This window comes from Sphingopyxis sp. (assembly GCF_050916055.1).
Classification (GTDB): domain Bacteria; phylum Pseudomonadota; class Alphaproteobacteria; order Sphingomonadales; family Sphingomonadaceae; genus Sphingopyxis.
This window is the reverse complement of sequence record NZ_CP051527.1, coordinates 709,423-732,408: the sequence shown is the minus strand read 5'-3', so window position 1 is coordinate 732,408 and position 22,986 is coordinate 709,423. Positions and strand designations below refer to the sequence as shown.

Genomic DNA, 22,986 nt, shown 5'->3' with positions numbered 1-22,986 from the left:
TTTCGTCTTGGTCGATCATCAGAAGCGGTAATTGGCGCGGACGCCGACCGTGCGCGGACGCAGCCGGGCATAGCGCCCGTCGAGAAACGCCTCGGGATGCACATAAGTAACCGATTTGTCGTCGAAAACATTTTCGACATAGGCGGCCAGATCGAGCACCCCGAGTTTGGCGCCGACATACACATTCACATTGGTCCATGCCTCAGTGAAATCATAGGTCGGACTGACCGCGTTGGGGTTGCCCGGGACGTTCGGGAACTGGTTGGGGAAGGAACCGGCGTGCGACACATTGACCGCCGCATAAGCGGCCTTGCCTTCGCCGATCCCGAAGTCGTAGCGCAGGGTGCCCGATCCCTGGAACTTTGGCGACGCCAGCCGGGTGCCGATTTCAGCCCCCGAAATGGCCGCCTCGACAGGGGAAAGATCGGTGACCTTGGCGCGGTTGAACGACCCGTTTAGCGCGAGGCTGAGCCCTTGGAGCGGCCGCAGAATGAATTCATATTCGAGCCCATAGCTTTCAGCGCCGCCGATGTTCGTCGCGAACTGGATCGAATCCGAAACACGGTTCGCCTGGACCTGGATATCCTTCCAGTCGATATAATAGGCGGCGATGTTCGCGGTCAGGTCGCCGTTCAGCCAGCGCCCTTTGAATCCGACCTCGTAATTGGTAACGCTGTCTGACCTGGCGCCATCGGGAATGACGATGTCGGTCGGGGCGATCACCGGCGGTGCCAAGCCCGCGCGCGCGTTCACCACCGGCGTCCGGAAGCCGGTCGAGACCGTGGCGTAAGTGGTCAGGCTATCGGACGGCTTGAACGACACGCTGCCCTTCCACGACAGCCGATCGTCCTTGACCTTCAGCCCGGCGGCATAGTTGATGGGCGTAACCGTCAGCGCGATATTCTGCAGGTTCAGGAAGGCCGCGGTCAAATAGTTGCTGTTATAGCCGCCGCCGCGGGTGAAGCTCTGCACCGTGGTGCTGCCGTAGCGCAGCCCGCCAGTGACCCAGAAGCGATCGCTGAAACGGTAGGTCGCCTCACCGAAACCGGCGATTTCGGTCTGATCGGTGTAGCTGTTGAAGCGCTGATAATATTCGTCGGGCAGCCCGGTCAGATTGCGCGCCGCCAGATATTCCGGAGTCGAACGATAGGCGAAGTCGACGGTGCGCCGCTTGTCGTAGTAAAAGAAGCCCGCAACCCATTCGAACGGCCCTTCGGTGCGCGACACCAGCCGCGTTTCCTGGACGAACAGATCGTCATAACCGAAGGCGTCGAGCGCGAAGGGAAAGGCCTGGGCAAAGGTTCCGGCAAGATCGACATAGAAGGACGCATCATAGTCCGATAGGGTCGTCGAACTGATCAGTTCCGCAAAATCGAACTCGTAATTGACCGTGAGGTTATAGTTGGTGAGCTTGCCTTGGAACAGATCCGGCCGATCGGAACGGCGGACGAAATTGCCAAGGAGCGGATTGGTCAGACCTGAATCCGCAGGCTTGCTGTTCTCGTAGGAGGCGAGCAGCTTCACTTTCATGCGGTCGCTCGGCTGGAGCATCAGGATGGCGCGGCCGCCAAACGCTTCGAGGCTGTTCGAATCCTTGATACCAGTGCCGATATTATCGACCCAGCCGTCCTCGTTGCGATAATAGCCCGTAACGCGCAGGCCAATTTCATCTTTCATGATCGGGACGTTGACCATTGCATTGTAGCGCTGGCGCACCGAGCTCGAGCCGGTCAGGCCGATGTCGACGCTCGCCGATGCTTCGAAATCGTCGAGATCAGGGCTGCGCGTAATAATCCGCATCGCGCCCGCGAGCGAATTCGAGCCGAACAAGGTTCCCTGCGGTCCGCGGAGGAATTCGACGCGTTCGACGTCATAGAGGTTGGGATCGAGAATCGTCGAATTGCCGTTCGCCGAAATCGGCAGTTCATCGACATAAATGGCCACCGCGCTTTGCAGCCCTGCCGAGTAGCCGTTTGTATTAATGCCACGCGCGGTAAAATTGTTGAAATTCTGGGTCGGCCGGTTGACCACGATGCCGGGGGTGTTCTGGGCGATCCCTTCATACCCGACGATGCCGAGATCATCGAGCTGCTCCTGATCGAACGCGGTCACGCTGAGCGGCACATCCTGCAGCCGCTCGGTGCGCCGCGTGGCGGTAACGATGATGTCATTGTCATCGCGCTGTTGATCCTCCGCATCGGCCTCGGCGGATGGGCGGCTTGCCGATTGGGCTTGCGCCGAAACGGGTATCGCGAACATGGCGGCCGCCGAGGCGGACGCAAAAAGATGCGCCTTCATAAAATTCTCTCCCTCCAGATCAGCGCTCTTCGTCGCCAAATCAGGGATGCGTTATGCCGCATCGATCGCGATTGTCAATATTCACTATCGTGCGCGTGAATGTTTTTGCGATCATAATGTCGGAAAGGCGAAAAAGGGCGGCGATCATGACCGCCGGTCGACGGAATCGGTTACCGCGTTCTATGCCCGGCGATCGACTGACTGCCGAGCACCCCGGCAAGACGCTGCCACAGCTGCTGGTCGAAGTCGGCGTCGGCTGCATCGGCGCCGGTCCGCACCACCACGAGATTGAGGCTGGGAACGACGTAAAGGCGGCGGTCGAGAAAGCCGAAGGCCGCGACCAGGTCGGCGGGCGCCTCCGGGATCAAAGGTCCACTGTCGCGCCGGCCATCGACGCGAACATATGCCCCGCCGCCGTTGAGCCACCACAGACGGCCATAAGCGGCATTGGTTGGTGAGGGATCGAACAATGCCTGCAGGCTGGCGGCAGAAACGATCCGCTTGCCATTGGACGCGACGCCTCCGTTCAGGATCATCTGCCCGAAGAGCGCGGTGTCGCGCGGAGACGTCACAAGCGCCGTATTGTTGCCGACGCCGGCGAACGCCGCAGGCCGCTGACGCCAATCGGTCTCGGTCATCGCTGCGGGGGCCGTCAGCCAATCGCGCGTCAGTTGCTCAAGCGAGAGCTTGCTCGCCTTGGTCAAAATTTGCTTCGAGACGGCATATACGGGGGTATTGTATAAAAACTGCGTGCCCGCGGGCGCCACATAGGCAAATTTTTCGTCCAGACCCGAATTCATCTGCAGGATATGGATGACCTTGATCCGCCGTTCCTGCTCAGCTGTCGCTAGCGACCAGCCCACCCCGATATAGTCGCTGACCGGTCGGTCGACATCGATCAGCGATTTGTCGGCCGCCACTGCCATCAGTATCGCGATGAAGCTTTTCTGCTGCGAGGCCACGTCCTCGAACAATGCACCGCTGTCGGTCTGGCCGTAACGAAAAATCGCAAACATCAGGTCTTCGGGCGCCGGCCAATTTTCTTCGACGAGCGTCTTTCCACTGTGCATAACTACGAAGCCGGTTGTGTTCTGACTGCGCACATAGTCAAGCAGATCGCGCATCGCGCCGTCCTGTGCGGTCCCGCTCGCGCGACTTAGAGCCTTCGTACGGTCCCCAATTGACCCGCATGCGCTTAGCGCGACAGCGATTGCCACTGCTGCGATTCCCGACCTCAGGCGCATATCGTCTTCTCTCTCGGTTTGGGGACTTCGGACGAGATCCCCATTTGCCACGTCCGCCGTATCGACCCCGCCTATCGCGATCCCGATCTCGCGAGGTACATGTAAATCTCGCAGCCGCGCGCGTCGAACCGGTGAAGCGATATACCGCCTTTTGCCGATAGGGACAGAACGGTCGCTGGAATTCGACCTCATCCGTGCCCGCACCGCCCGGATTCGCCCGTCACGGCGCCACGCTCGACCGCGTGTAAACGTAACGGTCGCTCATCCAGCTTGCCAGCCGCCCCCCTATCCGCGGCAGGAGGCGTCGTCACGCGCCAACCCAAGCTTTTTTCGGGTTGCGGGTCCACCACCGTCTAATGCAAGGCGGAAGTCAGTGGGCATTGGTTCAGGGGGAGTCGACATGCCGGGGAAGCACAAGGTCCTGCTCGTCGACGATCACCGGATCACCCAGAACGGGTTGAAACTCCTCTTCGCATCGCACGAGCGCTACACCGTGGTCGGGACGCTCGATCGCGGCGCGCTGGTCGGCGCCTTCGTCCAGTCGCAGCCGGTCGACCTGGTGGTCCTCGACCTCAACATGCCCGACGTGAAGGGTATCAACATCCTCGCCGAAATCGTCGGATCGCGCGACATGACGGTCATCATCCTGACCGGCGAAACCCGGCTGGGCGAGATCGACTATGCGTTGAAGCTCGGCGCCCGTGCGGTGGTGAGCAAGGCCGACCCGCCCGAGCAGATCATCGCCGCGTGCGACGCGGCGCTGGCGGGCGACGTCTATATCTCGCACCATATGCGCGAGGCGCTCGGCAAGCATAACGAACCGCCGGTGATCCTGTCATCGCGGCAGATGGCGATCCTCCATTATCTGGCGCAGGGCGAAACCAACAAGGAAATCTCGTACCGCTTGTCGATCGCGCCGCCGACGGTGTCGTTTCACATCGCCGAATTGCGGCGCAAGCTGGACGTCGTTCACAATCGCAAGATCGTCGAACGTGCGCACGAGTTAAAGCTGCTTTGACAGCGCCCGCAGCCGGGGGTGATCGAGCATTTCGCAGCACAGCGGCTTGATCAGCATCATGCCGACCAGGTCGCTCAACCGGCCGCGGGTGATCGTCGTGTCGTCATAGCTGAACGCAGCAATGCGGTCGGGCGGCGTGGTCTTTGCGGCCAACGCGGCATCGAACGCCTCGCGCTGGTCGAAATCGACGAGCTGCCAATCGGGCAGCGCCGACTGCAGCCGCTCGGGCGGGCACGGCGTCACGGTCGCGAAGGCGCACGGCAGGCCGATCCGCACCTCGGTCCCCGCCGGACCCGACGCAGCGATTTCGAGCGAACCGCCGAGCGCCTGGATCACCCGTTTGGCCGACTGGAAGCCAGATCCCGTCCCTTCGCCGCCTTCATCGGCGCGTCGCCGGGCGGTATCGTCGTCGTTCAGCGCCCGCATCAGGCCGGCCGACATGCCGATTCCGCTATCGGTGAGTGTCATGATCGCCTGCCCACCCTCGATCGCCAGCGTGAGGTCGGCGCCGCCCTCCCGGGTATATTGGTATGAGTTGCTGAGCAGGTTGGCGAGTGCGCGCATCAGCAGCGGCTTGTCCGACACGATCGTCACATCGCCGACGACGCGCGCGGTCAGCGTCAGATTCTTAGCCGCGAACGGCGCCTTGAACATCATCACCAGCGGCTCGATCAGCGCCTGACCCCTGAAGCTGGCGAGCGCGACGAAATCGGCTTCGCTGCCGGCGATATTGGCCCCCGATATCGTCGTCGAGACGATCTCGCCGAGATAATCCGCCGAACTTTGCAACATGTCGGTCAAATCGTCGTGGACCCCGTCGTTCCGCTTGAGCACGTCGATCGCACTGTTGAGCGCCAGGATGACTTGCCGGCTGTCGTGGCCCGACGCGTGGAGCAGCGCGTTCTGGCTGTTGACTGTCGCCAGCGCAAAGGCCTTTTCCTCGGCCAGCCGCGCCGCCCGCTCGCTGATCGCAAGCCGCTCGACCATCGACCGCGCGTAATTGGTGTCGGCGGCCAGCTTGTCGTTCTGGATCTTCTTGAGGTTGAGACCCAGCGCGAGCGTAACCATCATCGATTCGAACAGGCCGACGGGGCCCGCGAGATGCCAGTTGATCGGCAGCCACGAGAATACGCCCATCGAGGCAATCGCGGCATAGATGATGAACAGCGCCAGGCTCGCCCAGCCGACGAACAGCGGCCAGAGCTGCGCCCCCAGCTGCTTCATCGCGGCATAGCCGACGAACGGCAGGAACAGCGCGACCGCGACCGCGACGAGCCAGGCGGCGATATGCAGCGCCTGCCGCAGTCCGGGCGGGTAGAGCGACAAACCCGGTTGCAGCACCATCACGACAAGCGCGAATGCGATCAGTGCCTTCAACGCAAGGTCGCGGCGCGGAAAATGGACCGGTGTCTGGACGAAGCTGCGCCCGAACTGGGCCATGGCGGCGGCGAAGCCGCATTTGATGAAATCCTCCAGCGCAACCCCGGTCAGCGGCTGATCGGACAGGAAGAAGATGGTGATATAGCCCTCGGCATGGACCGTGTTCAGCGCGAAAAAGCCCTGCGCGACCGCGAGCCAAATGAATTCGCGGTGTCCGGTGATCGAGAAGAAGAGGAAGTTGAGGAGCAGCAGAACGACAACCCCGAGCACGACACCCGACACCATTGCGATATTCGCGCGCCGTTCCTTGAAGAAGGTCCCATAGGTCAGGATTTTCAGCGGGAGGTACGTCGAGTTTTCCGACAGCATGTCGATCAACACGAGCTTTTCCTGACCGGGGTCGAGGACGATCTCGGTGCTGAACGCCTGATAGGTTTGCAGGTTCGCGCGCGCTTCCTCGACATCGGCCCCGTCGACCAGCAACTCCAGTCGATCGCCAGCCGCTTCGTAAAGCCGGAAATAGGCAAGCGAGCCGCGGCCGGTCGTAAAAATCCAGCTCCCCTGCGCGTTGCCTGCGTTGCGGACTTTGACCAAGACCGTCGTGCGGTCGCCGGGCGGGCCGAAATGGATCGCCTGCCCCGATACACGCTGGAGCGGACCGGCGAGGATGCGCGCCAGCCGGTCGCCCTCCAGTCCCCCATCATTCTTTGCATAACGGATGGCAGAAACGATCGAAGCCGGATCCTTGCCGGGTTCGAGCGCGATCGCCGGAATGGCGGGCGCCAAGGCGCCCGCGGGCGTGGACACGGCGAGCACGACGGCGGCGACGAGCGCGGCCAGCCATCGCATTGGGATATCCCGAAAGCGCCTCACCGGCGATGCGGGTCAGGTCGAATTTCGGCCCGGACAATCATCATCACTCGACAGCACCCCCCAGAGCCACCGCGCAGAAAAAAATGGAGAGTTCACAGGTCGCCGTCCCGGCGACCCTTGGCCCGGCGGCGGACCCTATAGAAGCCCCCGCTTCACCCCGAACACCCTAAATTAGATTTGGTAGACGATGCCCGTCCGCACGAATTAGTCAAGTCAAACAACGCCGAAGATCGTGACGATCGAGAAGATCGTGACGGTCAATCGGCTGAGGGGGCGCAGAGCAAATCATGTAGGGCCATCGGTGGCGCGCGATTACGCCGCCGCCGGTCGCCATGTCGTTCGCCTATGCGAAATTCAAGGGGAGTCCAAAGCATGTCGAATTTTTCCAAGTCGCGGTTGCTGGCAACCAGCGCGGTCGCCGGGTTGTCGATCCTGCAGTTTACCGCGCCGGTGCAGGCACAGGAAGCGTTCGGCATTCACAACGACCAGCCCGAAACGCTCGACATCGTCGTCGCCGAGGATGAAGAGGTCGAGGGCGACGATATCGGCATCTATGCCGACAATGGCCCCGTCACCGTCGACAACGCCGGCACGGTTCGCGGCAACGGCACGAGCTTTGGCAGCATCGACGATCGCCCCAGCGGCGGCGTCGTCATCGCCCAGCCCGGATCTTCGGTCACCAACAGCGGTACGATCACCGGCGCCGCGAATGGCGTGTCGACATCCTATTTCTTCAGCGAGGACGCCGAGGGCAACAACCTGCCGCCCGAAGCGCTTGCCGCCGACACCAGCGTGACCAACAGCGGCCTGATCCGCGGTGAGGCGGGCAGCGGCGTGGCGCTGATCGGGGGCGGCGACGTCGTCAACAGCGGCACCATCCAGGGTTTCAACGGCAATATCGGCAATGGCGCGCAAGGCATCGGGGTCGTTCTCGCCGAATTCCCCGAGGCGACGAGCACGACCGCGACCGGCGTCGGCACCGTCACCAACACCGCCACCGGCCTGATCGAAGGGCAACTATTCGGTATCCTGCTGTCGGGGGGCGGCACCATCGACAACGCCGGCACCGTTCGCAGCACCGGAACCTTCAACCCGGCCACGCCCAACGTCTCGCCCTTCGGCGTTATCCTGACCGCCAACGCCAACCAGCCCGGTCGCACCGCGACGCTGAACAACAGCGGGACGATTTCGGGTTTCCTTGGCATCCTCGCAAACCAGCAGCTCGCGACCGCGATCATCAACAACAGCGGGACGATCACCGCGGCGCAGACCGGCATCATCGGCCTAAACAGCGGCGAGCTGATCGTGAACAATGCCGAAGGCGGCCAGATCATCGCCAACGGCCCCGCCATCGCGTCGAATGCCGGGACGCTGACCGTCGACAACGATGGGCTGATCCGCAGCAACAATCAGGCGGCGATCAATATTACCACCGCCAATGCCGAGGTCGACAACAGCGGCACGATCCAAGGCGCTACCTTCGGCATCACGACCAACCCGTTCCAGACCAGCCCTGGCGTGTTCGAGGATCGCTCGGTCGATACCGACGTGATCAATAGCGGCTCGATCGTCGGCCTGAACAATGACGGCGTCCGGCTTCAGGGCGGCGGCACCGTCATCAACAGCGGCTCGATCAGTGGCCAGCAGAACCTGCAAGCCGACGGCGTATCGATGTTCGCGCTGGTGACACAGGATCTCGCGACTTACACGTCGCAGGTCACCAACGATGAAAGTGGCGTCATCGAGGGCGTCCGCGCCGGCGTCGCGCTGTCGTCGGGCGGCACGGTAGATAATGCCGGCGCCATCACGGGGGGCGGCGCGGGTATCCTGATCCAGAACGGCCTCGGCAACGATCCGGTCTCAGGCACGATCACCAACAGCGGCTCGGTCACCGGCGGCAACGGCAATCCCGCCGCCGGTCTCGGCGGCGAGGGGATCATCGGCTTCGGCGAGTTCGATACCCTCTCTGTCACCAATGCCGGCGACATCACCGGCGGCGCCAGCGACGGCATATTCGTCAACGCGACCAGCGATACCGCAATCACCATCGATAATGCCGCCGACGGCACGATCACCGGCGCGGCGTCGGGGGTCGAGACCGTTCTCGGCGCGCTCACCTTGACCAACGCCGGGACGATCCGCGGCAACGGTACCAACCAGGGGTTCAACGCCGCGCCCGACGCCGGCGTCACCATAACCGACGCGGGCAGTTCGGTGACGAACAGCGGCACTATCTCGGGGAACCGGCTGGGCATCACCACGGCCAATCATTTCAACGCGGCGACCGGCCAGATCGAGGGGCGCGCAGTCGATACGACGGTCGTCAACAGCGGCACGATTATCGGCGAAAACGACGACGGCGTGCGCCTCATCGGCGGCGGCAGCGTCACCAACAGCGGCACGATCCGCGGCGAGGCGGGCGATTTCACCGACGGCGTGTCGATGTTCGCCTACACCGATCAGGCGAATGAGGATTATGGCGCGCTGGTCACCAACGAAAGCGGCGGCACAATCGAGGGCAGCCGCTTCGGCATCATCCTGTCGGGCGGCGGCGACGTCGCCAACGCCGGCGACATCACCGGCGTTGTCGGCGGTATCTTCATCCAGGGCACCGCGCTCAACACCGACCCGAACGAGGACCGCAGCGGCCTGACCGCCAGCGTCACCAACAGCGGTACGATCCGCGGCACCGGCGACCTGGGCGGCAGTTCGGGCGACGGATACGGCGTCGGCTTCGGCAGCGACATGTCGACCGCGACGCTGGACAACAGTGGCACGGTCGTCAGCGATTTCGGCATCGGCGTGTCGCACGGCTCGCGCGCCGACCTGACAATTAACAATGCCGAAGACGGCGTCATCACCGGTGCCACCTCGGGCATCTATTCGTCCGCCACCGGCACGTTGATCGTCAACAACGCCGGCACGATCCGCGGCGAAGGCACCTATGACGGCTTCGACGCCGTTCCCGACGCGGGCATCACCATCGGTACCGCCGATTCGCAGATCACCAACAGCGGCACGATCAGCGGCGCCGGCGCCGGCATCACCACCGCCTATCTGTTCGACGAGGCGACGGGCGAGCTGGTGTTTCAGGCGACCGGCACCGCAATCGTCAACAGCGGCACGATCGCCGGCGAATCGAACGACGGCGTCCGCCTGATCGGCGGCGGCAGCGTCGTCAACAGCGGCACCATTTCGGGCAGCGGCCAGGAATTTGCCGACGGCGTCTCGATGTTTCGCGCCGAGGGCCAAGCGGCCGAAGGTTATGAAGCGACGGTCGCCAACAGCGCAGACGGATCGATCGAAGCCACGCGGTTCGGCATCATCCTGTCGGGCGGCGGCAGCGTCGAGAACGCCGGCACGATCGCCGGCGACCTGGGCGGCGTCGTCATCCAGAGCCAGTTCGACGGCGAAGATGCCGGCCTCACCGGGACGCTGACCAACAGCGGCACCATCACCGGCGGCGCCGGGGCGGGCGCTCAATTCAACGCCGGGCTGGCCTCGGTCGTCGTCGACAACAGCGGCACGATCAGCGGCGGCACCGTCGGCCTGGGTCACGGCACCACCGGCACGCTGGCGCTGACCAACAGCGGCACGATCAGCGGCGACCTCGTCGGCGTCGAGAGCGACGCCAGCGGCGCGGTCACGCTGGTCAACAGCGGCACGATCAGCGGGGGCAGCGGCGAAGCCTTCTCCTCGCTGACCCAGACCAGCCTCGACAATTCGGGCACGCTGACCGGCGGCGCGGGGGTCGCGGTGCGGCTCGGTGCCTTCGACGACGACGTCACGCTGCGCACCGGCAGCGCGGTCACCGGCGCAATCGACGCGGGCGACGGTGTCGACGGGCTTACCCTAGCCGGCGACGTGCTGGAACTGACCACCGCGCAGCAGATCGGCGGCGCGACCAATTTCGAAACGCTCGACGTGGCGTCAGGTTACTGGTCGACCTCGGGCTTCGTCGGCGAATTCGACACGGTGACCATCGCCGAGGGCGGTGCGCTCCAGGTCAATGAAGTCGATCTGGGCGAAGACGGCCGGACGTCGCCGATCCTGACGTCGGCGGTCACAGCCAACGGGCTGCTCGTGCTGAATTTCAGCGAAGACGACCTGGTCTCGGAACTCGACGCGCTGTCGATCACCGGCACCGGCGGGCTCCAGTTGATCGGCGAGGCGGTGTTCACCGTCGATACGGACACGCTGGCCTATAGCGGCGGCACCACCGTCTCGAACGGCGGTCTGATCCTGACCGGCACGTTGCTCGGCAATGTGACCACCGCAGGGGACGGCTTCTTCCAGCTCGGCGCCGGCGGCACCGAGGGGGATTTCGCGGGCGACATCGCCAACGATGGCACCTTCATCTTCAACCGTTCGGACGATTACGACTTTCTTGGCGCTTTTTCGGGGTCGGGGACGCTGGTCAAGCAGGGCGACAGCATCCTGTCGTTCCTCGGCGACTATGGCTTCACCGGGATGACCAACATCCTTGCCGGCTCGGTCCGCATCGGCGGGGTGATCGATCCCGAAACCGAATTCAACCTGGACGGCGGCGAGCTCGACATCAGCGGCACCGACCAGACGATCGGTGGCCTGTCGGGCGGCGGGGAAGCGACCGTCGTCATCGACGACAGCGAACTGACCGTCGATCAGGACGAAGACACCAGCTTTGCCGGCGACATCACCGGCGACGGCAGCCTGGTGAAGGACGGCGACGGCATCCTCAACCTGACCGGCACCAACAGCTACACCGGGCCGACCGCGGTCAATGGCGGCACGCTGGCGGTGAACGGCACGATCACCTCGGATGTCACGGTCAATGCCGGGGGCACCCTGGGCGGCAACGGCACGGTCGGCAACACCGACGTCGGCACCGACGGGACACTGGCACCGGGCAATTCGATCGGCCAGCTGACCGTGAACGGCGATCTCGATTTCGCTGCTGGATCGACCTATGAGGTCGAGGTGAACGCCGCGGGACAAAGCGACCGCGTCGACGCAACCGGGACGGTGACGATCGCCAGCACCGCCGCCGTCGAAGTGCTCGCCGAGGCGGGCAACTACAACCCCCGCACCGACTATGTGATCCTGACCGGCGCGACCGGCGTCACCGGCACCTTCGGGTCGGTGACGACCGACCTCGCCTTCCTCGATCCGCTGCTGCGCTACGGCGCCAATTCGGTAACGCTGTCGCTCTATCGCAACGACATCGATTTCGCCGACGTCGCAGTCGGGTTCAATCAGGCCAGCGTCGCCGGCGCCGTCCAGGCGCTCGGCATCGACAACCCGCTGTTCGAGGCGGTGCTGGTCCAGAATGCCGCGACCGCACAAGCAACCTTCGGCGACCTTTCGGGCGAAATCCTCGCCAGCACGATCAGCGGCCTGACCGATGACAGCCGTCACCTGCGCAACGCCATCATGGGCATGGCGGCGCCCGAGGAAAGCGGTGCCTTCGTCTGGGGCTCGGCCTTCGGCGGCTGGGGCGATTTCGACGCCAGCGCCGGACGTTTCGCAATGGACACCGACCACAAGGGCTTCGTTGCCGGCTTTGGCTTCGGTGGCAACGGTTTCGCCGCCGCGCTGTCGGCGGGGATCGGCGGATCGGACTTCAATCTGGATGGCCGGGGCGACAATGCCGATGTCGAAAGCAAATATCTCGCGGCGCACGCGACCTATGGCGCTGAAGGCGGGCTGAAGGGAACGATCGGCGTCAGCTATGCGTGGCACGACATCACCACCAACCGGTCGGTAAGCGGCGCGCCGCTGGCACAGTCGCTGACGTCGAAGCGCGATGGCGACACACTGCAGATCTTTGGCGAGATCGGTTACGACCTGGCGATGGGCAGCGCGGCCATCACGCCCTTTGCCCGCCTTGCGCACGTCAGCACCGGCAGCGACGCCTTCGCCGAAACCGGCGGCAATGCCGCGCTGGTCGTCGCCGAGACCGACCAGAAGGCGACGTTCCTCAGCCTCGGCGCGCGGGCCCGCTTCAACGCCGGCGCGCCGGGCTTCCAGCCCTTCCTCTCGGCCGCCTGGAACCGCGCCTTCGACGATCGCGCCGCGGTCATCGGCTCGCGCTTTGCTGCGGGCGGCCCCTCCTTCGCCATCGTCGGGGTTTCGATCCCGAAGAACTCGGCCGAGGTCGAAGCGGGCTTTGGCTACAGCGCGGGCGGGTTCCGGATCGACGCGGCCTACACCGGCACGCTGGCGTCGGACCGGTCCAGCCATGGCGCACGGGTTACTGCAAGAATCGCTTTCTGATCGACGCGACCCCGAACCGAACGGTTCTTGCAGATGGGGCCGGGATGACGCGAGTCATCCCGGCCCCTTTTTATTCGACTGCATCATTGTCCGCCTCGCGCCGCCGATTCCAGCGCGCCTCGGCGATGCCGAGCAGGCTGAGCATCAAGACGCTGATGATCGCACCGATCAGCACTAGCGGCCATTGCGCGGCGCCGCAGGCGATCCCGATCGCCGCCGCCAGCCACAGATGCACCGCGGTGGTCAGATTCTTCACCTCGCCCCTGCTGAACACGATCAGGCCGGCTCCGATGATCCCGATAAAGGCGCCCGTCGCCTCGAATATCCGCAGCGGATCGGCGCGCTCACCGCCGATCTGGCCATACAGGGCGATCATCGACACCGTCATCGCTGCCGACGAAAAACAGATCAGCCCATGGGTGCGCAGCCCGGCGGCATGCCCGCGGATCTCGCGGTCGAGCCCAAGCAGCAGTCCCAGCAGCGCCGCGATGCCGAGCCGCGACGCGAGGTCGAGGTCGATCCAGTGGACGAGTATCGGCGCGTTGAGTTCCATGCTGCGACAATAGCGCCGCGGCGGACAAAGGGTTCCCCGCCGCGACAATGGTGCACCCGACTGGATTCGAACCAGTGGCCCCCAGATTAGGAATCTGATGCTCTATCCTGCTGAGCTACGGGTGCCGGCCCCTTGCGGGACGCGGCGTCTCTCTAACGGCTCGCGCTTGCCGGCGTCAATTGGCGAGATCGGGCGGCGTCACCGGGACGAGCAGCGGCATCGCAGCGATGCCGTCGTCGCGCAGCGCCTCGGCCTCTTCGGGCGAAGCCTGGCCGTGGATCAGGTCGTCGGCCGCGCGGCCCTCATGAATCGCCCGTGCCGCATTGGCGAAGTCGCGCCCGACCCAGCGCGATTGCGGCAGCATCTCGGCCTGCTTCGCGGCGATTTCGGCGAGCAGGCGGCGCGCGATGTCGGGCGGCGACGCATCGCCGGTGGCGGCGTTAACAGCGGACGAGGCGGTCGGTGCCGCGACCGCGCGGTTCGATTTTGCTCCGACACGCGGCGCCATCACCGCCTTCGCCACCTCGCCGTCGCCGCATACCGGGCAGACGAGCAGGCCGCGCGCGCGCTGGTCGGCGAAGCTGTCGCTGCTGGCGAACCACGCCTCGAACCGGTGGGCGCCCGCGGCGCAGCAAAGATCGAAGACGATCAAGCGCCGGCGATCCCCAGCAGGGGGTCGAGCCCGCCCCGCGCGTCGAGCGCCGCCATGTCGTCGCTGCCGCCGATATGCCGGTCGTCGATGAAAATCTGCGGCACCGTCCGCGCGCCGCCGGCGCGTTCAACCATCGCGTCGAACCCGGCGCGATCCATCGTCACGTCGATCACCTGATAATCGACCCCCTTACGTTCGAGCAACGCCTTGGCGCGCGAGCAATAGGGGCAGAGGAATTTGGTATAGACTTCGATCTTGGCCATCTGGCTATCCTGACATGATTTGGTCATTTATATCGGAATCAACGCGCGCGAAGTCAAATATGTTGCCGGTCATCAGCGCGTCGGGAACGACCCGCGCCCAGCACAGCGCCGACACGCGCGCCGCGCCGCTGCGCCGCAGTGCCCGTGCCGCGGCGCGCAGCGTCGCGCCGCTGGCGTGCACATCGTCGATCAGCACGATATGGCGGCCCTTCGCCCGCTCGCGCGCGCCGGGCGCCAGCGCGAACGCCCCGGCGACGATACGCTCGCGGGCGCGGCGTCCCTGCCCGCGCAAGGGCACCGTCGCCTTCGTTCGCAGCAGCAGATGATGGTCGTGCGGCGTCCCGGTGTGCCGGGTCAGCGCATCGGCGACCAGCGCCGCCTGGTTGAAGCCGCGCGACCATAGCCGCCAGCGATGGAGCGGCACCGGAACCAGCAGCATCGGTTCGGCGCCCGTCAGCGCGCCAAGCGGACGCGCCATCAGGCCCGCCATCAACCGCGCATGTCCAGTCCTCCGGCCATATTTCAGTCGCAGCGCCACGGTGCGCGCCACCGGGCCATAGGCGACCGCGGAAGGCGCGCCGTCGAACGGCGGCGGCGCGGCGATGCAGGCACCGCATTCGATCGGCCCGCCGGGCAACGCGGTGGGGAGCGGGATCGAGCAGCGGGCGCAGGCGGGGCCGTCGAGAAAATCGAGCGAGGTCCAGCAGGCGAGGCAAAATTGTCTATCTTCGCCCACAACGACCCCGCAACCGGGGCAGCGCGGCGGCAGCGCGTAGTCGAGGAGCGCCCGCACCGCGGACCTGACCCCGCGACCGAGCCGGCCGGCGTGCGCCGGGGCGGCTTCGACATCGGCTTCATCATATGCGCTGGCCATCCGCGACTTGTGAAGCATCGCCGGGGACGGCACAAGCGGCGCATGTCGCAGCCTTCAGCCCCGATCTTTTCAGCCGCCCGCCAGCGCGCCCAGCGCGACCGGTTCGCCCGCCTGCCCGCCGACGCCGATTTCCTGGCGCCGATCATCGCCGAGACGCTGATCGACCGGCTGGCGATGGTGACGCGAAGGTTCGAGCGGACGCTGCTGATCGGCGCCCATGACGCGGCGCTGATCGCCCATCTGCGCCAGACCGGCACCGCGCTGACGATCGTCGAGGCCGGCCCGCGCCTGGCCGCCGCGACCGGGGCGATCCCGGTCGAGGCCGATGCCATCGACCTGCCCTTCGCCAGTTTCGACCTGATCCTGTGGCCCGGCGGGCTGGACGCGGTCAACGACGTGCCGGGGGCGCTCGTCCGCCTGCGCGCGCTGCTCGCCCCCGACGGCCTGCTGCTCGGCACCTTCGTCGGCGACGGCAGCCTGCCGCGACTGCGCCGCGCGGTGATGACCGACGGGGTGCGATCGATCGCGCGCCTGCACCCGCAAATCGATCTCGCCGCGATCGGCAACCTGCTCCAGCGCGTCGGCTTTGCGCTGCCGGTGGTCGACGTCGAGGCGCTGACGGTGCGCTACGCCGACCTGTTCGCGCTCGTCCGCGACCTCCGCGCCGCGGGCCTTACGAGTCGGCTCGATCCCGCGCCGCCGCCGCTGACGCGCGACGAGGTGGCGCGGATCGCGATCGCCTATATCGCTGGCGCCGACCCGGATGCCCGCATCGACGAACAGTTCCGCCTCGTCCATTTCAGCGGCTGGGCGCCGCATCCCGGCCAGCCGCAGCCCGCCAGGCGCGGCAGTGCCACCGCTTCGCTGACCGAAGCGCTGAAACCGAAGTCCTGAACTTCTAGACCAGCGCTTCGAGCAAGCCGATCAGCGGTTTGTCGGCGGGCGGCATGGCGAGCGCGTGCAATTGCGCGGGTTTGACCCAGCGCAGCGCACTCGCGTGATGCGCGGTGGGCGTGCCGCCCCATTTGCGGCAGACGTAGAGCAGCAACAGCAGATGCCGCTCGCCCAGCCCCTCGCTGGCGAAACAGGCGGGGGCGAGACACGCCTGATCGACGTCGATCCCCAGTTCTTCGGAAAGTTCGCGGACCAAAGCCTGTTCGGGCGTTTCGCCGGGTTCGAGCTTGCCGCCGGGAAACTCCCACAACCCGGCCATCGAGCCGCCGTCGGGCCGCTGCTGAACGAGCAGCCGGCCATCGCGATCGACCAGCGCCGCCGCCACCACAATGAGACAGTCGGCGGGGGCTTCCCCGCGGCGTGAATCGGTCAAATTGTTAACTTTCCTGTGCGAGGCTCGGCACCCTCGGGAACTATAACTTCAGTTAGGGGCGGAACAATGAGCAAGTTTGCCGGGCTGATGCGGTCGACCAGGGCCGCGACAGCCGTTGAATACGGGCTGATCGTGGCGATGATCTTCATCGCCGCGCTCGCCGCGATGAGCGCGGTCGGGGCCAGCACGATGACGATGTGGGATGACATCGGCGAGCATGTCGATGGCGTCATGTGAGGCTTGTCTTGAAACGGGACTCGCACCCGAAAAATGGCAAGCCGACGAATTAAGAATTTCAAAACCAATTCGACCTAAACCTGCCGATGTTGACCCAGACCAGACTGTCAACAGGGTAAGTGACTTATCAGGAGACCAGACATGAAGTTCATCAAGAAGTTCGCTCGCGACGTCAAGGCCGCGACCGCTATCGAATACGGCCTGATCGCCGCTCTGATCGCCGTCGCCGCGATCACCACGCTGCAGGCTGTTGGCGGCAACGTCGACGCCACCTTCGAAAAGGTCGACAAGGGCCTTCAGGACGGCCTGGCGAGCGGCAACTAAGCCAAACGCTCTTGCGCCGGCCTTGGCGGGCGCAACACGAAAAGGAGGGCGGTGGCCATGGCCACCGCCCTTTTTTATCGTCCGGCGTAGACGACCAGTTTCACCTTCTGCCCCGGCGTCAGGCGGCTGGAGGCATTCAGCCGGTTCAGCACCTGGAAGCGTTCGGCCTGATAATCGGTGTAGGCCATGCGCCGCGCCAGACTGGCGACGGTGTCGGCGCGGCCGACGGTAACGACATCGACGCGGCGCGGTCTGATCGCCGCCGCCTCGGTCGCGCTCAGCCGCCGCACGCTGCTCAGCATCGAATTGAACGCACCGCTGCCCGCGGCCTTCGCCAGCGTGACGAAGTGAAAGGCGCTGCTGCGTGAAAATTCATAGGCAAAGACGGTCACGTCGACCTGCCCCGACTGGGTGTTGGCGCGCGCGGTCGTATAATAAGCGGGAATGCCGTTGACCGTCGTCCGCTGCACCGCGCCGGGGCTGATTGCGCTGTCCCCCGCCACCGATTTGAACGCCGCCGCGATATAGGCGTTCATATCGCCGCTGTAGGGCGCAGTGGTAAACTGCGCCTGTCCCCCATTGCCGCTGATCGACACCGCGGTCGCGCCATTCTGCATCGCGTAGCCGTTCGGGACGGTGAAGCGCAGCCGCAGGTCGGGGTGGAGAAAATCGCGCCCCTCGACCACGCCCTGCGCCGGATCGTCGCCGTACAGCACGCCATCGATCGAAGCGAGGAAGGCATCGGCGTTGCGCAGGCCCCCCGCTCCGGCCTTTCGGGCCAGAGACTGGGCGTTGCGGACGCGCGACGCGGGGTCGGGGTGGGTGCTCGCCCAAGCGGGCAGCGACCGCGCATCGCCGCCGGCCAGCCGCGCGTCGAGCGTCGTCTGGTTGGCGAGGCTGGCCAGCATCGTCGACAGCGCGAGCGGATCGTATCCGGCGCTGCGCAGATATTGGACGCCGAGCTGGTCGGCCTCAAGCTCCTGGCTGCGCGAGAAGCCGAGCGTCGCATATTGAGCGACCTGCATCGCATTGTTCTGGAGCAGCCCGCCGAGCCCGCCGAGCAGGCCGCCATTATCGCCGATCGCGCCGCCGAGCACGCTCGCCAGCACGCCGAGGATCGCGTTGCGGGTTGCCGCAGTCTGCCGCTTTTTGCTGTGCTGCGCCGCGACATGGCCGACCTCGTGCCCGAGCACGCCAGCGAGTTCGGCCTCGTCGTTCATCAGCGCCATCAGCTGGCGGGTGACGTACACATAGCCGCCGGGGATCGCGAAGGCGTTGTTTACCGGCGAATTGAGCAGGGTGACGGTGAAATCGCGCGGGCTGCGCGACAGGCCCGACTGGACCGCGATATTCTGGCCCACCCGGTTGGCATAGGCCGCCTGCGGCCCGGCATAGGCGCCGCCGAATTCCTGGAGCAGCTGCGGATGCGCTTCGTCGCCCTGCTTGCGATCCGAGGCTGAAATCCTGGTGGCGGTCTTGATTGTCTTGGCGTTCGCGGGGGCGTCGATGCCGCTTGCGAAGGTCAGGCACACCGCGGCCGCGGTCGCAAGCGCCGCCGTTATCTTCTGAGTCATCGATTTGGCTCCCTTTTTTCGTCTTTATCCGGGCTGACCCGAAGCGCGTTCGTGGCAAACCGCGCATGAATGGCGGCTTGCGGATCGCATTCGTGGGAACGCGATGGTCGCAGGACGGTTCCGGCGCCGATTCCCGGGAGAGCGGTTCAGCCTTCAGGCGCGGCCCATTGCGAGGAATTTTTCCTCGCGCGCCGCCAGCAGCGCGTCGCGCGGCAGTCCGCCGAGCGCATCGAGTTCCTGGGCAATCGCATCGCCGAGCGCGGCGATCGCGACGTCCGGGGCGCGGTGGGCGCCGCCGACGGGTTCGGGAACGATGCGGTCGATCACCTTGAGCGCAAGCAGATCGTCGGGCGTCATCTTCATCGCCGCCGCGGCATCGGCCGCCTTGTCCGACGTCCGCCACAGGATCGAGGCGCAGCCTTCGGGCGAGATCACCGAATAAACCGCATGTTCGAACATCAGCACGCGGTTCGCGGCGGCGAGCGCGATCGCCCCGCCCGATCCGCCTTCGCCGACCACCGCCGCAACCATCGGCACCCCGAGCGCGAGGCATTGTTCGGTCGAGCGCGCGATCGCCTCAGCCTGGCCGCGTTCCTCGGCCTGGATGCCGGGAAAGGCGCCCGAGGTGTCGACGAGCGTCACGACCGGCAGCCCGAAGCGGTCGGCGAGCTGCATCAGGCGGATCGCCTTGCGATAGCCCTCTGGCTTTGCCATGCCGAAATTATGCTTCATCCGCGACGGAATATCGTCGCCCTTTTCATGCCCGATCACCATCACGCGGCGGCCGCGAAAGCGCGCGAGGCCGCCAAGGATCGCCTGATCGTCGCCAAAATTGCGGTCGCCGGCGAGCGGCATCCAGTCGTCGAACAGCCCCGCGACATAATGTTTGAAATGCGGCCGGTCGGGGTGGCGCGCGACCTGGGTCTTTTGCCACGGCGTCAGTTTCGTATAGATTTCGCGCAGCAGCTTGGCGGACTTGGCCTCGAGCCGCGCGATGTCATTGTCGATGTTGAGCGTCGGGTCGTCGCCCATGTCGCGCAGTTCGGCGATCTGGCGATCGAGCGCCGCGACCTGTTTTTCGAAATCCAGAAAGGCTGTCATCGTCGGACCGCTAAGCCGATGGCGCCGCTAGGTCAACGTCTGGCACCGCCCGCCCCGTTTCCATCCGGGCCAGCGGATGGCGGCGGTTGACCAGTTCGACCAGCCGGCGGCTGTCGACATGGGTATAGATTTCGGTCGTCGCGATGTCGGCATGGCCGAGCATCAGTTGCAGCGCGCGCAGATCGGCGCCGCCTTCGAGCAAATGGGTGGCGAAGGCGTGGCGCAGCACATGCGGGCTGATCGCCGCGGGATCGATCCCGGCGCGGGCGGCGAGGTCGCGCAGCATCTGGAACAACCGGACGCGCGACACATGCGCCTTGCCCGACGGAAACAGCCACGGCGACGCATCGGTGAGCAGCGGCAGCCAGCGCCCGATCGCGTCGCGCGCGCGCTCCGACAATGGCACCAGCCGCTCCTTGTCGCCCTTGCCGCGCACGATCAGATATTCGCGTGTCCCCGCCACCGCGCGGCGCGGCAGCGACACCAGTTCGCTGGCGCGCAAGCCCGAGCCGTAGAGCAGTTCGAGCAGCAGCAGCATCCGGATGCGCGGCGTCGCGGCCCCCTCGCCGGCCGCTTCCGCCGCCGCCACCGCGAACAGGCTTTCGACATCGGCGTGGGTCAGGATGCGCGGCAGCGGCCGCCGCGTCGCGGGACGCGCGATGTCGAGCGCGGGATTGTCGGCGCGCTCGCCCTCATCGAGCAGGAAGGCGAAAAACTGGCGCAGCGCCGACAATTTGCGCGCCGCGCTGCTCGCCGCGAGCGCGGCATATTCGGCCATCAGTCCGCGCAGCGCGGCAGCATCGGCGTCGGCAAGCGCGCCGCGGACCAGCCCTGCCGCCTGTTCCAGATCGCGGCGATAGGCGGCGAGCGTGTTGCGCGACGCGCCGCGTTCGGCCGCCATCATCTCGAGGAAGCGGTCGATCAGGGCGGCGTCGGACATGGCCGCGCTTTCGGCCGCTCAGGCACGCACCAGCGCTTCGGCGGCAATCATCCGCGCTTCGGATCCGAGGCCGACTTCGCGCAGCGCGCGGACGATGTGATAGAGGTGATAGGGCGGGATTTCCGACCAGTCGCCCTGCATCCCAGCCGCCGCCAGCAATGCGACCATCCCCGGCTCGCGCCGCTCGGCCGCCGCGGCGATCGCCCGCGACCAGCGCGTCTGTTTGCCCAGATCGACCTGAAGGTCGCTCGCCGCCGATGCCGCCTGTCCCGGATCGATCCGTCCGAGCCCGGCGAGCCCGGCGAGCAGCAGCTGGCTGCGCAGCGTACCGGCGCTGTCGTCGCTGCTTGCAAAGGTTCCGACGGCCCCTGCCGTCGTGCCATTGAGCGGTCGCGGCGAACCCACAGCCAGCACGCCCCAGGCGCGGCTGCCCACCGTCACCGTCGGCACCCAGGCGATGGCGTTGCGGTCGTAGCCGCCCGCGAGCATCGATCCGATCAGCTGCCACGGATCGTCGCCGACCGCGGTATCGACCGGCAGCGCCGCGGCGGCGCGCGCGGTGGCGACCAGCGCCGCGTAGCGCTGCGCCGGGTTCGCACCCGCGCCCCACAGCCTTCCCATCGCTGTATAGCGTTCGGCGCCGCTGTCAGCGCCGAAGGCGCCGCGCAGCAGATCGGTCTGACTGGCGAGTTCGGGTGCGGGTTCGACCTCGCTCGCCGCCGCGCTGAGCAGCGAGACATAGGCCTCGCTCGACAGCACGCCGCGCGCCGCGGCATCGGGCGCCGCGGCGACGCGGCTAGCCATGTCGGTCATCGGCGCGAGCACGGTCCAGCCGCGCATCGGCGCCGGTGCCGACGCGCGCAGCGGCTCGGGAATCGGCACCGCGGTCGCGGTCGCCATGCCGAACCGCCAGCTCGTCAACCGGTCGACATTCTCCCACTCGATCGTCGTCGAGCGGCGGCCGCCGCCGGTGGCCCCAAGCACCCGTTCGGCAAGCAAGATGTCGAAGTTCGAAATCCTGCCGCTCGACCGCACGCGGCCGATCGCCCAGCCCGCGGGGCCGGCTTCGCCCGACAGGCCGGCGCAGATCGCCGCCGCCAGCCGCCACACATGCTCGTCGCCATGCGCCAGCCCGGCAGGGACATAGGCGCACATGCCCGCCGGGTCGGCGGTCGCGAGGAAGGTCTGCTGCGCCGCGGACACCAGCCGCGGCGTCGCGCGGTCGTAATCGACCGACTGGACGATCCAGCGCGCCGCGATCGATTCGCCCATGCGCAGCAACAGCGCCGCACGGTCGGCGGCGAGGTCGGCGCCGTTGATCGTCGCCGGGGTGTCGATCGCCGAAGTCAGCGAGCGGCGGAGCAGGATCTGGCCCCAGCGCGAGGCGAGCTGGCCATCGGTCCGGCGCATGATCGCGGCGGCATATTGGCCGCGCACCCCGAAGGCGTCGGGGGCGAGGCCGCCGGTTTCGGGGGTCAGCGGGCCGATGCGCGTCAACAGCCGCCGCGCGCCCGGCGGCAGGTCGTATTTCAGCGTGCCGGGTTCGACCGCCGCGGCGTCCTCGTCGGTCTCTTCGTCGCCCTCGTCGTCCGTAACGGTGCTGTCGAGCGTTGCGGTGACCGGCGGCGGCGCGGCGGATCCGCCCTTCGGCGTTCCCGTTGGCGCGGGCGTCGGCGTCGGCGATGGGCTCGGCGACGGGGCGGGCGTTTCGGACGGCGTGCCGAAGCCTTCGGGCAGCAGCGATTCCTGCGCCAGCGCCGGCAGCACCAGCACCGCGGCGAGCGCGGTGCCCGACAGGCCGAGCGCGAGCGGGAACAGACGGCCCTTCATCGCGCCATGCTTTCGGCAATCTTGTCGGTCACATCCACCTCAATCATCCTGGGTTCGATCGGCCGGCCCATGAACAGCAGGAACAGCCAGACGGCGACCAGCACCAGCGCGAGCACGATCGATCGTGCAACCCAGCGGCCTTTTCCCGATCTGCCCCTTGCGCGCAATATCCAATGCCACCCTTTATCTTTTGCCGCTGCCGCAAAATCATTGTTCCGCGCGGTCCGGGCGGTATAGCCGCGC

Annotated in this window: 17 protein-coding genes and 1 tRNA gene; 5 read left to right on the top strand and 13 right to left on the bottom strand. The window is 66.1% G+C overall.

Annotation, left to right across the window (positions count from 1 at the left end; translation table 11 throughout):
• Window positions 1-18: 18 nt before the first annotated feature.
• A complete protein-coding gene (locus tag HEQ22_RS03635; protein WP_432769842.1) occupies window positions 19-2,298 on the bottom strand; it encodes a TonB-dependent receptor in 2,280 nt (759 codons plus the stop codon).
• 170 nt (window positions 2,299-2,468) lie between these two features.
• Window positions 2,469-3,422 (bottom strand): serine hydrolase domain-containing protein, encoded by a 954-nt coding sequence (locus HEQ22_RS03630; RefSeq protein WP_432769841.1) that lies wholly within the window; start codon window positions 3,420-3,422, stop codon window positions 2,469-2,471.
• A 520-nt stretch (window positions 3,423-3,942) separates the two neighbouring features.
• Between HEQ22_RS03630 and HEQ22_RS03625 the strand changes: the two genes are divergently transcribed.
• A complete protein-coding gene (locus tag HEQ22_RS03625; protein ID WP_432769840.1) occupies window positions 3,943-4,560 on the top strand; it encodes a response regulator in 618 nt (205 codons plus the stop codon).
• Here the strand turns inward: HEQ22_RS03625 and HEQ22_RS03620 are convergent.
• Window positions 4,546-6,789, bottom strand: a complete 2,244-nt coding sequence (locus HEQ22_RS03620) for an ATP-binding protein (RefSeq protein WP_432769839.1) — start codon at window positions 6,787-6,789, stop codon at window positions 4,546-4,548. The two genes, HEQ22_RS03625 and HEQ22_RS03620, sit on opposite strands and share 15 nt — an antisense overlap.
• Before the next feature lie 396 nt (window positions 6,790-7,185).
• Between HEQ22_RS03620 and HEQ22_RS03615 the strand changes: the two genes are divergently transcribed.
• On the top strand, window positions 7,186-13,068 hold the full coding sequence (locus HEQ22_RS03615) for an autotransporter domain-containing protein (RefSeq protein WP_432769838.1): 5,883 nt from the start codon (window positions 7,186-7,188) through the stop codon (window positions 13,066-13,068).
• A gap of 70 nt (window positions 13,069-13,138) precedes the next feature.
• On the opposite strand, the gene HEQ22_RS03610 is transcribed toward HEQ22_RS03615, so the two are convergent.
• From HEQ22_RS03610 to HEQ22_RS03590, 5 genes are all read right to left on the bottom strand, one after another.
• Window positions 13,139-13,621, bottom strand: a complete 483-nt coding sequence (locus tag HEQ22_RS03610) for an MgtC/SapB family protein (protein WP_432769837.1) — start codon at window positions 13,619-13,621, stop codon at window positions 13,139-13,141.
• 48 nt (window positions 13,622-13,669) lie between these two features.
• Window positions 13,670-13,746 (bottom strand) — tRNA-Arg (locus HEQ22_RS03605).
• 50 nt (window positions 13,747-13,796) lie between these two features.
• Window positions 13,797-14,273: a DUF1178 family protein gene (locus HEQ22_RS03600; protein WP_432769836.1), complete on the bottom strand. Its 477-nt coding sequence runs from the start codon at window positions 14,271-14,273 to the stop codon at window positions 13,797-13,799.
• Window positions 14,270-14,536 carry a glutaredoxin 3 gene (gene grxC / locus HEQ22_RS03595; RefSeq protein WP_432769835.1) on the bottom strand — a complete coding sequence of 89 codons (267 nt, stop codon included), beginning with the start codon at window positions 14,534-14,536 and terminating at the stop codon, window positions 14,270-14,272. The genes HEQ22_RS03600 and grxC overlap by 4 nt, the downstream gene beginning before the upstream one ends.
• A 4-nt stretch (window positions 14,537-14,540) precedes the next feature.
• On the bottom strand, window positions 14,541-15,410 hold the full coding sequence (locus HEQ22_RS03590) for a ComF family protein (RefSeq protein WP_432769834.1): 870 nt from the start codon (window positions 15,408-15,410) through the stop codon (window positions 14,541-14,543).
• Window positions 15,411-15,452: 42 nt separating this feature from the next.
• Here HEQ22_RS03590 and HEQ22_RS03585 point away from each other — a divergent pair, with 42 nt between their 5' ends.
• A complete protein-coding gene (locus HEQ22_RS03585; RefSeq protein ID WP_432769833.1) occupies window positions 15,453-16,304 on the top strand; it encodes a methyltransferase domain-containing protein in 852 nt (283 codons plus the stop codon).
• A 4-nt stretch (window positions 16,305-16,308) separates the two neighbouring features.
• On the opposite strand, the gene HEQ22_RS03580 is transcribed toward HEQ22_RS03585, so the two are convergent.
• Window positions 16,309-16,737, bottom strand: a complete 429-nt coding sequence (locus HEQ22_RS03580; RefSeq protein WP_432769832.1) for a (deoxy)nucleoside triphosphate pyrophosphohydrolase — start codon at window positions 16,735-16,737, stop codon at window positions 16,309-16,311.
• A 66-nt stretch (window positions 16,738-16,803) separates the two neighbouring features.
• Here HEQ22_RS03580 and HEQ22_RS03575 point away from each other — a divergent pair, with 66 nt between their 5' ends.
• A complete protein-coding gene (locus HEQ22_RS03575) occupies window positions 16,804-16,974 on the top strand; it encodes a Flp family type IVb pilin (RefSeq protein ID WP_432769831.1) in 171 nt (56 codons plus the stop codon).
• 141 nt (window positions 16,975-17,115) lie between these two features.
• On the top strand, window positions 17,116-17,298 hold the full coding sequence (locus tag HEQ22_RS03570; protein ID WP_432769830.1) for a Flp family type IVb pilin: 183 nt from the start codon (window positions 17,116-17,118) through the stop codon (window positions 17,296-17,298).
• A gap of 74 nt (window positions 17,299-17,372) precedes the next feature.
• On the opposite strand, the gene HEQ22_RS03565 is transcribed toward HEQ22_RS03570, so the two are convergent.
• From HEQ22_RS03565 to HEQ22_RS03550, 4 genes are all read right to left on the bottom strand, one after another.
• Entirely contained in the window at window positions 17,373-18,872 is a 1,500-nt protein-coding gene (locus HEQ22_RS03565) for a M48 family metalloprotease (RefSeq protein WP_432769829.1), read from the bottom strand.
• A gap of 153 nt (window positions 18,873-19,025) precedes the next feature.
• Window positions 19,026-19,973, bottom strand: a complete 948-nt coding sequence (locus tag HEQ22_RS03560; RefSeq protein ID WP_432769828.1) for an acetyl-CoA carboxylase carboxyltransferase subunit alpha — start codon at window positions 19,971-19,973, stop codon at window positions 19,026-19,028.
• 10 nt (window positions 19,974-19,983) lie between these two features.
• A complete protein-coding gene (locus HEQ22_RS03555; protein WP_432769827.1) occupies window positions 19,984-20,913 on the bottom strand; it encodes a tyrosine recombinase in 930 nt (309 codons plus the stop codon).
• Window positions 20,914-20,931: 18 nt separating this feature from the next.
• The gene (locus HEQ22_RS03550; RefSeq protein ID WP_432769826.1) at window positions 20,932-22,743 is read right to left on the bottom strand and encodes a hypothetical protein; all 1,812 of its coding nucleotides are present in this window, start codon (window positions 22,741-22,743) and stop codon (window positions 20,932-20,934) included.
• Window positions 22,744-22,986 lie beyond the last annotated feature (243 nt).